This is a genomic window from Streptomyces sp. NPDC059166 (assembly GCF_042755185.1).
GTDB lineage: Bacteria > Actinomycetota > Actinomycetes > Streptomycetales > Streptomycetaceae > Streptomyces.
In genome coordinates this window covers 24,563-32,699 of sequence record NZ_JBHZCI010000059.1, presented here as the reverse complement: position 1 = coordinate 32,699, position 8,137 = coordinate 24,563, and the positions used below count along the sequence as shown (strand labels likewise).

Sequence of the window (8,137 nt, the reverse complement as noted above, 5' to 3'; positions counted from 1 at the left end):
CGCGCGGCGCGGCCGCGCGGGCGCGGGCGGGGGGGGGGTGGCGGGGGGGGGGGCGGCGGCGCCGGGGGCCGGGGCCCGGTGCGTGGTGGCGCCCGGCGCCCCCCCCCCCCCCCCTTCCCGCCGCACCGGAGTGCGTCAGCGGACCTGAGGGCGGCCCACCAGCTCACGCAGCACGTCCTCCATCGTGACCATTCCGGTCAGCCGCCCGGCGTCGTCGAGCACGGCGGCCAGGTGCGTGCGACTCCTCCGCAACGCGGTGAGCACGTCGTCCAGCGGGGTGGCCTCCCGAACCCTCGCGATGGGCCGAAGGGCCGTCACGGGGAAGGGCACATCCCGGGGTGCGGCGTCCAGGGCGTCCTTCACATGGAGGTAGCCGATGATGCGCTGCTCGCCGTCCATCACCGGGAAGCGCGAGAAACCCGACTCGTGGGAGAGCCGTTCGAGCTCCTCCGGGGTCGTGCCGACCCGGGTGTAGAGCACCCGGTCGACCGGGAGGACCACGTCCCGGACAGGCCGGCGGCCCAGTTCCAGAGCATGGCGCAGGCGCTCGGCGGAGCGGTCGTCGACGAGCCCGGAGTCCTCGGCGTCCTTGACGAGACGGGCCAGCTCGTCGTCGGAGAACGTCGCGGCGACCTCGTCCTTGGCCTCGACCCGCAGCAGCTTGAGCAGGGTGTTGGCGAAGGCGTTGATCGTGAAGATGACCGGCTTCAGCGCCCTGGCCAGGGCGACCAGCGGCGGCCCGAGCAGCAGGGCGGTGCGCGCGGGCTCGGCCAGCGCGATGTTCTTGGGCACCATCTCGCCCAGCAGCATGTGCAGGTACGTGGCGACGGTCAGGGCGATCACGAACGAGATCGGATGCACCAGCCCGTGCGGCACCCCCACGGCGTCGAAGACCGGCTCCAGCAGATGGGCGATGGCCGGTTCGGCCACGATCCCGAGGACCAGGGTGCACAGCGTGATGCCCAGCTGTGCCGCCGCCAGCAGGGCCGACACATGTTCCAGACCCCAGACGACGCTGCGCGCCCGCTTGTTGCCGGCCTCCGCCTCGGGCTCGATCTGGCTGCGGCGCACGGAGATCAGGGCGAACTCCGCGCCGACGAAGAAGGCGTTGACGACCAGGGTCAGCAGGCCGATGAAGAGCTGGACGGCGGTCATCGTTCGTCCTCCGTCGATTCGTCGTCACCGGGCAGCGGGGCGTGCAGCAGCGCACGCGCGGCGCGGTGCCCCGAAGCGTCCACCACGTCGATCCGCCAGCCCGCGAGCTCCACGGTGTCCCCGGCCGCGGGGATGCGGCCGACCTCCGTGGCGATCAGGCCGGCCAGCGTCTCGTAGGGGCCCTCCGGCACCCGCAGGCCGATCGTGCGCAGCTGGTCCGTGCGGGCGGCGCCGTCGGCGGACCACAGGGTGCGGCCGTCCGCGTCCTCGCCGGCGGCAGCCAGGTCGGGGGTCTCGTGCGGGTCGTGCTCGTCCCGCACCTCGCCGACGACCTCCTCCACGATGTCCTCCAGCGTCACGACTCCCGCCGTGCCGCCGTACTCGTCGATGACCACGGCCATGGCCAGCTTCCCGGAGAGCCGGTCCAGCAGGCGGTCCACCGTCAGGGTCTCGGGTACGAGGATGGGTTCGCGCAGCATCTCCGACACCCGCTTGCGCGGGCGCTCGTCCGCCGGGACGGCCAGTACGTCCTTGATGTGCGCCACGCCGACGACCTGGTCCAGGTTGTTCCGGTACACCGGGAACCGGGAGAGACCGGTGGCCCTGGTGGCGTTCGCGACGTCCTCGGCCGTCGCCTGGACCTCCAGGGCGGTGACCTGGACGCGCGGCGTCATCACGTTCTCCGCGGTCAGCTCGGACAGGTTGAGGGTGCGTACGAAGAGTTCGGCGGTGTCCGCCTCCAGCGCGCCCTCCCTGGCGGAGTGACGGGCGAGGGCCACCAGCTCCTGCGGGCTGCGGGCCGAGGCCAGCTCCTCCGCGGGCTCGAGGCCGAAGCGTCGCACGATGTGGTTGGCGGTGTTGTTGAGGTGGCTGATGAACGGCCGGAAGACGGCCGTGAAGGCGCGCTGCGGGGTGGCCACCGCGCGGGCCACGGTCAGGGGGGAGGAGATCGCCCAGTTCTTCGGGACGAGCTCGCCGACCACCATCAGCACGACGGTCGAGAGCGCGGTGCCGATCACGAGCGCCAGGGAGGACGCGACGCCGGGCGACAGCCCGATGGCCTCCACCGGCCCCCGGATCAGCTTGGCGATGGACGGCTCGGAGAGCATGCCGACGACCAGGTTGGTGACGGTGATCCCGAGCTGGGCGCCGGAGAGCTGGTAGGTCAGGCTGCGTACGGCCTTGAGAGCGCCGGACGCGCCCCGTTCGCCTCGCTCGACGGATCGCTCGAGTTCGCCGCGCTCGACCGTGGTCAAGGAGAACTCGGCCGCCACGAACACGCCGCAGGCAAGGGAGAGCAGCAGCGCCACGAGGAGCAGGAGTACTTCGGTCATCGGTTCACCTCCGTCCCATGATCGAACAGGGACGGACGGTTCGCGCGATGTCGGCGTTGTCTACTACTGGGAGGCTCGCCCATGGGCGGACGCTCACACCTTTCGGAGAGTCGGACGGTCGAGAGTCCATGGTAAAGGATCGGCAAAGTTGCTGGTCCGGGTGTACCGGTCGGTGCCGTCGGTGGTCCTGCCCGCCCGGTCAGAGGGGCTTGACCCAGCGCCGCCAGTGGTCCTCGCGATGGTAGTCGGCCGAGCCCCAGGCGTGGTGGGCCCGTGTGTTCGACTCCAGCACCATCGCGTCCACGCGTCGCCCCCCGAGTGCGGCGAAACGCTTCTCCGCGGCGTCCAGCAGGGCCGTGGCGATGCCCTGCCTGCGATGGTCCGGGTGCACCGCGAGCCGGTACGCGGAACACCGCCATCCGTCGTAACCGGCTATGACCGTGCCGGTGATACGGCGGTCGCGCAGGGCGAGGATCAGGGCGTGCGGGTCCCGTGCGATGAGCCTGCCCACCCCGTCGTGGTCGTCGGTGATGCTGGTGCCTTCCGCGGCGATGCCCCAGAAGCGCAGTACGGCGTCGATGTCGGCAGGGGTGGCGGAGCGGATCTCGAGATCGGTCATGGTGGGAGCCAAGCAGAGAGCAGCGGAGTGATGCCAGCGCCTTTGCGCCGGTCCGGGTCGTCGCCGTTCGCCTTGCGGGCGCTAGCGCCCAGGCGCTAGCGTGATGGCGTGCCCAAGACTCAGCTGAACGTTCGAGTGGACGAGGCCACGGCGGAGGCCGCGCGCCGGCGCGCCCTGCAGCGTGGGATCAGCGTGAACCGCTACATAGAAGAGCTCGTCAAGCAGGACGCGGGCGAGGTGGGACACACCTTCGTCGAGGCTGCGGCCGACTTCATGAAGCAGTACGAGTCGGTGTTCGCCGAGGAGTTCGGCCCGGAGCGCAAAGGCACCCGTTGAACCTCCAGATCGACCTTTCATGGCTGCTCATGGTCGCCGAGCACAAGACGCCCGGCGATCCGCAGGTTGTCGACTGGGGCGCGCTCGTTGCCGCGGTCAGCCGCCACGAGGCGGAGATCTTCGGCAGCCCCGTCTACAGCGACCCGCACTCCAGGGCTGCCGCCATGCTGCAGCTGCTCCTCCACGTGCCGGCGCTCGAGCACTCCAACGCGATGTTCGCCTCGGCCGTCGCCTACGGATACCTCGTCGCCTCGGGTCTGAAGGTCATCACCTCTCCCGAACAGGTACGCGACCTGGCCCGACTGGTCAAGGAAGGCAAGGCGGACGTCCGGGCCATCGCCGAGGAACTGCGCAGGTGGAGCCTGTGAGCGCGACGGCCCCGGGAGCGAACCCCGCCGTCGCGTCCTCGGCCGGGCGCGCGCAAGCGGGCGACCGGACCGCACCGAGCCCGCCCGAGTGACCGCGAACCCCTCGTCCCGCTGCCACGCCAGGGACGGTTCACGCGCCCGCCCTTCTGCACGGCGCCGACCGGGGGCCGGCGCCCGCTCTTCTTCACGGCGCCGACCGGGGGCCGGCCCACCCGCACGGTGATCCCGCCCCGCAGGGGGCAGGTCACGCCCCCGGCCCGCGGTCCACGACCGCCGAGCGGCGGGCCACGCCCAGCACACACGGGGAGCTCGGCAGCCGCACACCCGTCTCCGGGATGTGGAAGCGGCGGTACACCCCCAGCTCGAACCCCGCCTCCTCGATCGCCGCCAGTGTGTCCCTGGCCGTGTGACAGCCTCCGAAGAGCGGCGGCCAGAAGGTGCGGTCCACCACGCGCTGCGCGGTGGCGAGCGTGCGGCCCGCAGCCAGCGTGTGCTCGAAGAAGCGCAGCTCACCGCCCGGCCTCAGCACGCGGCTGATCTCGCTCAGGGCCCTCGGCAGATCCCTCACGGTGCACAGGACCAGCGACGCCACCGCCGCGTCGAACGCCTCGCTCTTGACCGGCAGCGCCTCCGCGGTGCCCGGCACCACGTCGACCGGGACCTCGGCGCGCAGGGCGGCTCGTACCGCCAGCCGGCGCAGTCCGCGCTCCGGCTCGATCGCCACCACCTCGGACACCGCACCGGGGTAGTGGGCGAAGTTGAGGCCGTTGCCGGCCCCGACCTCGATGACACGCCCCGAGAGTCCGGCGAGCAGTTCCTCGCGGCGCTCCGCCACGCCTCCCTTCAGGTCGGCGGTGACGCTCATCCGGGCGTAGAAGCGGGCGAACACCGGGTGATGCACCGAGTCGCGGGGGATCTGACTACCTGGCCGACGCATGGTTCGGACCTCCTCGGAGGGCACGTGAGGTACGGCTCTCCTTCGATTCTCCCCCGCGAGCGCCCGCTCAGCCGCTCCTCAGGGGAGTCGATTCCCGCCGAGTTCCGGTGCCAGCCAACTCGACGCCCGGGAACGGAAGTCCACCGGCGCCAGCGTGCCGGCCCCCGCGGGCACCGTACCGAGCAGCGGGGCACCAGCGGCGACGGGAAGGTCGTCGATGTTGCACCGCGAGGCAAGATCGGGTTCGGCGGGCATGCTTCCGACCACCACACCGCGGCACGCGAGCCCTCGTGTCCGCAGGGCCTCGGCCGTCAGCGCCGTGACGTTGAGGGTGCCCAGGCCCGCGCGGACCACCACCAGGACCGGAGCCCCGGTCAACCGTGCGGCGTCCGCGAGGGTGGCGCCCTCGTCGTCGAAGCGCACGAGTAGGCCGCCTGCCCCCTCGACGAGTACCAGGTCGTGCTCGGTCTCCAGTTTCTGCGCCGCCTCGGCGATCTCGAAGGGCCGTACGGGTGCGAGCCCGGCCCGGCGTGCCGCGGTCCCGGGTGCCAAGGGCTCCGGGAAGCGGGCCAGTTCGACCGCCGTCACATGGGGACCGGCCAGCCGGGCGACCTCGGCCGCGTCCCCCGGTTCGCCGGGGGAGAGGCCCGTCTGGGCGGGTTTGAGGACCGCGACCCGCAGACCGCTGTTCGCCGCCGCCACCGCCGCGGTCACGACGGTCTTGCCGATCTCGGTGTCCGTACCGGTCACCACCAGGATCGTCATGTCAGCCCTCCTTCGCCGCCGCGCACACGGCCCGGCAGATCCGTGCCACATCGTCGTCACCGGTCACGTAGGGCGGCATCGTGTACACGAGATCGCGGAACGGCCTCAGCCACACGCCCTCGCGCACCGCCGCCCGGGTGGCCGCCTCCATGTCCACCTCGTGATCGAGCTGCACGACCCCGATCGCCCCCAGCACCCGGACGTCCCGGACACCCGGCAGCCCGGCGGCCCCGGCCAGTCCCGCCCGCAGTCCGGCCCCGATGCGTTTCACCTCCAGCTCCCAGTCCTGGCCCAGAAGAAGGTCTACGGAGGCGCAGGCCACCGCGGCGGCAAGGGGATTGCCCATGAACGTGGGTCCGTGCGCGAGCACCGGGACCTCGCCGCTGGAGATGCCCTCGGCCACCCGTGAGGTGCACAGGGTCGCCGCCAGCGTCAGGTAGCCACCCGTCAGCGCCTTGCCGACGCACATGACATCCGGTGCGACACCGGCATGGCCCGCCGCGAACAGCTGCCCGGTCCGGCCGAATCCCGTCGCGATCTCGTCGAACACCAGCAGCACGTCGTTCGCGTCGCAGGCTTCGCGGAGCACACGCAGATACGCGGGGGAGTGGAACCGCATCCCCCCGGCGCCCTGCACCACCGGTTCCACGATCACCGCGGCCAGCTCATCCGCGTGGGAGGCGACCAACCCGCGCAGGTGCCTGACGTACGCCTCGTCCGGTTCCGCGTCGAAGCCGTCCGGCGGGGCGTCCGCGAAGACCTGTCGCGGGAGGGCTCCCGACCAGAGCTCGTGCATCCCGCCTTCGGGATCGCACACCGACATCGGCTGCCAGGTGTCCCCGTGGTAGCCGCCGCGCCAGGTGAGCAGCCGGTGCTTCCCCGGCCGGCCCGCCGAACGCCAGTACTGCAGGCACATCTTCACCGCCACCTCGACGGAGACCGAACCCGAGTCCGCGAGGAAGACGTGCCGCAGCGGCTCCGGGGTGATCTCCACCAGCCGGGTAGCGAGCCTGACGGCGGGCTCATGGGTGAGCCCGCCGAACATCACATGGCTCATCCGGGACAGCTGCCCGTGCGCGGCCTCGTTGAGCACCGGGTGGTTGTACCCGTGCACCGCCGACCACCAGGAGGACATCCCGTCCACCAACTCGCGCTGTCCGTAAGCGGGTTCGGCAAGACGGAGGCGCACCCCCGACGCGGACTCCACGACCAGCGGCTCCTGGCGGCCGGGCATCGGGCCGTAGGGGTGCCAGACGTGCGCCCGGTCCAGAGCGCGGAGTTCGGCCGGGGGGATGGCACCGGCGCGGAGCGGATCAGGCATTGGGCGCGAGATCCGTCCCGGCACCACGGCGGCGTACGGCGACCAGATCCGTGCGCACCGGACCCGGATCGCCCGCCGGATCCGCGTCCGCCGCTGCGGAGGGCCCCGGCAGGGCGGCTTCCGAGGGGTCACCGCACGGCGCACAGCCACCCTCGTGCGAACCGCAGCCGCCCGCGGCTGTCGCGCGGTGCTCGGGAAGAGTACGGGTGGTGGAACCCTCCACCTCGAAGCCGGCGTCCGCGATCATGTCGAGGTCGGTCTGCCCCGACTGCCCCTCGCTGGTCAGGTAGTCGCCCAGGAAGATGGAGTTGACCAGGTGGAGGGCGAGTGGCTGCATCGAGCGCAGGTGCACCTCGCGTCCGCCGGCGAGCCGCACCTCCACGTCCGGGCAGACGAACCTGACCATCGCCAGGATGCGAAGGCACCGCTGCGGGCTGAGGTGCCAGTCCTTCGCCAGCGGTGTTCCTTCCATCGGGATCAGGAAGTTCACCGGCACCGAGTCGGGGTCCAGTTCACGCAGGGAGAACACGACGTCCACGAGGTCGGCGTCGCTCTCGCCCATGCCCGCGATCAGCCCGGAACACGCCGAGAGGCCGGCGGCCTGGGCCTGCTGCACCGTGTCCACCCGGTCGGCGTACGTGTGGGTGGTGGTGATGTCCCCGTACGTTCCCTCGGACGTGTTGAGGTTGTGGTTGTACGCGTCGGCGCCCGCGGACCGCAGCCGGTCCGCCTGGCCCTCCGAGAGAAGGCCCAGGCATGCGCACACCTCGACGCCCTCGTGCTGCTCCTTGATGGCCTCGATGGTCCGGGAGACCCGGTCGACGTCCTTGTCGGTCGGCCCACGTCCACTGGCCACCAGACACACCCGCTTCGCGCCGCCCGCCACCCCGGCGGCCGCGGCGGCCTTCGCCTCGTCCGGCTTGAGCCAGGTGTACTTGAGGATCTCGGCCTTCGACCCGAGCCGCTGCGAGCAGTACGAACAGTCCTCGGGGCAGAGCCCCGACTTCAGGTTCACCAGATAGTTGAGCTTGACGCGCCGGCCGAACCACTCGCGGCGCACCTTTCCGGCCGCGGCCACCACGTCGAGCAGTTGGTCGTCGGAGGTCGCCAGTACGGCGAGCGCTTCGTCCCGGGTCGGCAGTTCGCGCCGCAGTCCCTTTTCCACCAGCGTGTTCAGCAGGTCCATGCCGTTGATCCTGACGCACGGCACCGCCTCCGGCCAAGGAGGAACCGGACAGGAGAGACGGCGGATGCTGTGTGTATTGCCACACCCTGGGGTGTTGCGCACCCGGTTAGGGTCTG

The 8,137-nt window shown here is 71.6% G+C and carries 9 protein-coding genes; 2 read left to right on the top strand and 7 right to left on the bottom strand.

Annotation, left to right across the window (positions count from 1 at the left end):
- Positions 1-135: 135 nt before the first annotated feature.
- From ACFXOA_RS30235 to ACFXOA_RS30225, 3 genes are all read right to left on the bottom strand, one after another.
- On the bottom strand, positions 136-1,155 hold the full coding sequence (locus ACFXOA_RS30235) for a hemolysin family protein (RefSeq protein ID WP_385035019.1): 1,020 nt from the start codon (positions 1,153-1,155) through the stop codon (positions 136-138).
- Entirely contained in the window at positions 1,152-2,489 is a 1,338-nt protein-coding gene (locus ACFXOA_RS30230; RefSeq protein WP_385035017.1) for a hemolysin family protein, read from the bottom strand. The genes ACFXOA_RS30235 and ACFXOA_RS30230 overlap by 4 nt, the downstream gene beginning before the upstream one ends.
- A gap of 199 nt (positions 2,490-2,688) precedes the next feature.
- Positions 2,689-3,108: a GNAT family N-acetyltransferase gene (locus ACFXOA_RS30225; RefSeq protein ID WP_385035015.1), complete on the bottom strand. Its 420-nt coding sequence runs from the start codon at positions 3,106-3,108 to the stop codon at positions 2,689-2,691.
- 108 nt (positions 3,109-3,216) lie between these two features.
- On the opposite strand from ACFXOA_RS30225, the gene ACFXOA_RS30220 reads away from it, so the two are divergent.
- Together ACFXOA_RS30220 and ACFXOA_RS30215 are read left to right on the top strand one after the other, a co-directional pair.
- Positions 3,217-3,444, top strand: a complete 228-nt coding sequence (locus tag ACFXOA_RS30220; RefSeq protein ID WP_385035013.1) for an antitoxin — start codon at positions 3,217-3,219, stop codon at positions 3,442-3,444.
- The gene (locus ACFXOA_RS30215; protein WP_351279121.1) at positions 3,441-3,812 is read left to right on the top strand and encodes a fic family toxin-antitoxin system, toxin component; all 372 of its coding nucleotides are present in this window, start codon (positions 3,441-3,443) and stop codon (positions 3,810-3,812) included. Before ACFXOA_RS30220 ends, ACFXOA_RS30215 begins: the two co-directional genes overlap by 4 nt.
- Before the next feature lie 244 nt (positions 3,813-4,056).
- On the opposite strand, the gene ACFXOA_RS30210 is transcribed toward ACFXOA_RS30215, so the two are convergent.
- The 4 genes from ACFXOA_RS30210 to bioB all read right to left on the bottom strand — a co-directional run bounded on the left by ACFXOA_RS30210 (position 4,057) and on the right by bioB (position 8,021).
- The gene (locus ACFXOA_RS30210) at positions 4,057-4,749 is read right to left on the bottom strand and encodes a class I SAM-dependent methyltransferase (protein ID WP_385035011.1); all 693 of its coding nucleotides are present in this window, start codon (positions 4,747-4,749) and stop codon (positions 4,057-4,059) included.
- 78 nt (positions 4,750-4,827) lie between these two features.
- Positions 4,828-5,514 carry a dethiobiotin synthase gene (bioD, locus tag ACFXOA_RS30205; RefSeq protein WP_385035009.1) on the bottom strand — a complete coding sequence of 229 codons (687 nt, stop codon included), beginning with the start codon at positions 5,512-5,514 and terminating at the stop codon, positions 4,828-4,830.
- Between the two features lies 1 nt (position 5,515).
- Positions 5,516-6,835: an adenosylmethionine--8-amino-7-oxononanoate transaminase gene (locus ACFXOA_RS30200; protein ID WP_385035008.1), complete on the bottom strand. Its 1,320-nt coding sequence runs from the start codon at positions 6,833-6,835 to the stop codon at positions 5,516-5,518.
- Positions 6,828-8,021, bottom strand: coding sequence for a biotin synthase BioB (gene bioB, locus ACFXOA_RS30195; protein ID WP_385035006.1), 1,194 nt, complete (start codon positions 8,019-8,021; stop codon positions 6,828-6,830). The genes ACFXOA_RS30200 and bioB overlap by 8 nt, the downstream gene beginning before the upstream one ends.
- Positions 8,022-8,137 lie beyond the last annotated feature (116 nt).